General features: G+C 38.5%; 2 protein-coding genes. One reads left to right on the top strand and one right to left on the bottom strand.

The window, feature by feature from the left end; genetic code table 11:
- Positions 1–1,369 (bottom strand): trimethylamine methyltransferase family protein (locus tag AC3AX0_RS11900; protein WP_487550498.1); only part of this gene is annotated, 1,369 nt, incomplete at its 3' end.
- Positions 1,370–1,595: 226 nt separating this feature from the next.
- On the opposite strand from AC3AX0_RS11900, the gene AC3AX0_RS11895 reads away from it, so the two are divergent.
- The coding region (locus AC3AX0_RS11895; RefSeq protein WP_487550497.1) for a hypothetical protein at positions 1,596–1,840 on the top strand (245 nt) is incomplete at its 3' end.

Raw genomic sequence — 1,840 nt, 5'->3', positions numbered from 1 at the left:
GTTCAGGCACTTCGTGGTTTTCTATTATATCTATTGCCTTTTCATTAAGCTTCTGTGTTATTGACTTCTCTACAACCTTTGCAGTTGACCTGTCGAAGAGTGTAGGCTGCCAGAAGTTTCTAAAGTGCTTAAGAGTATGTTCTTCAGCAAGAAAGCTTCCAGATGTCATTGCCTGATTAATTACATCAAGAGCTATGGTTTCTTCATTAACCTCTACTCCTTCCATAATCTTTTTGACCATGGATATTTGCTCGTTTGCAAGTATTAATATTTCAGGACATGTAACTGTTGCCTGATCCATGAGACCTGTATCGTGTACAAGGTTTTGTCCACTTAGTCCTGCCATGAGGTACCCGAATGCCATCTCAGTTGCAGCCTGCTGATCCAGAGTTTTGGCATCAAGAGGTCCTGCTGTTCCCCATACAGGTATTTCGTAGTAATGAAGAATATCTGTAAGTGCTGCAATCTGAAGGAATGTTTCAGGAGCACCGTAGCAGAATCTTGTTGTCTTCATATCCATTATTGATGCAACACCACCGTGGATAATTGGTGCCCCTGGATTTACAAGCTGGTGGTATACAAGTCCAACGAAGCATTCTGCAAGGTTCTGCGCAAGAAGTCCTGCTGCTGTTGCAGGTGCTGTAGCTCCTGCCATTGGCATCGGATAGTATACTAGAGGGAATCTGTTTTCTGCACAAAGTTTGATTTCCTTCAATGTGTTTTCTTCATGTACCAAAGGACTGATAGGATCCTGTATATGAAACATCCATGGATTAGCCTGTAATTCTTCATGACTTCCAGAAATAATTGCTCCCATATCGATGATATCCTGCAAAGAATCAACATCCTTGCAGCTGAATCCTATAGTCTTTCTCATGTTGAACATCATCTCTCTGATTATTACTCTATCGGCAACATCTTGGTGCACATCCGAACTGAAGCATGCATTTAAAACAAAGTCGATATTTGGAAGATAGTCTATAACTCTTGCCATATCTGCTCCGTCCTTGCTTGTCATAGGTCTTCTTTCACCTGTGTAAGGGTCATAGTACTCAGGATTGTCAGGATTGCATCCAAAATATGATTTATGTCCTTCAAGGAAAATCTTTCTTTCCCCTTCTCTGTTTGCCAAAGTTATTCTTTTAGGCATGGTTCTTATAGCCTGTTGAACAAGGTTTGACGGAATCCTAACAATGTTTCCATTGACTGTTGCCCCGTGGCTGTGAAGCATGTCCCGCGCTTCCTTGCACTCTATTTTCATTCCTGTAGTTTCAAGTATTTCACATGCTGCATTGAATATTTCCCTTATTTGTGAATCCGACAACACCCTCATTTTTGGTGTGCACAATTGTTCAAATCCTGCTTTCATATAAATTCCTCCAAATAATTTCGTCTAATTCTTTCCTCCAAATATCAACTTATTGATTATGCAATTATATAAAGCAAATAACGTGCCAACTTTTCTATTTATGAAATCCACATAATTTCAACGTTTTTTCAAAAAAACACTTCCCTTGCGCAAACTCATTTTGCCTGTTACTATATAAACAGTGCAAATTCATTTTGCTGCGAAACTTTTGTTTACAGGAGGATTTATGGATAATTACTTTTTTCTTAGATTATTCGATTCAATAAACATGTATCTTATCATTACCAACAGGGCTGGACAGGTTAAAGAAGCAAATAAGCTCTTTCTCGAGAAGTTCAAAAACATAACATATGATATTACTAATATCAGCTATGTAGATTTGCAGGCATATGATCTACTCGACAATCCAAGTAAAAACAAAACTGAAATCAGGCTCTTCAACAAGACACATATTGTGGAAAAATTCGATTC

This window comes from Dethiosulfatibacter sp. (assembly GCF_983023055.1).
Note: the sequence above shows the minus strand (reverse complement) of the source record. Positions and strands in the feature narration are given on the sequence as shown.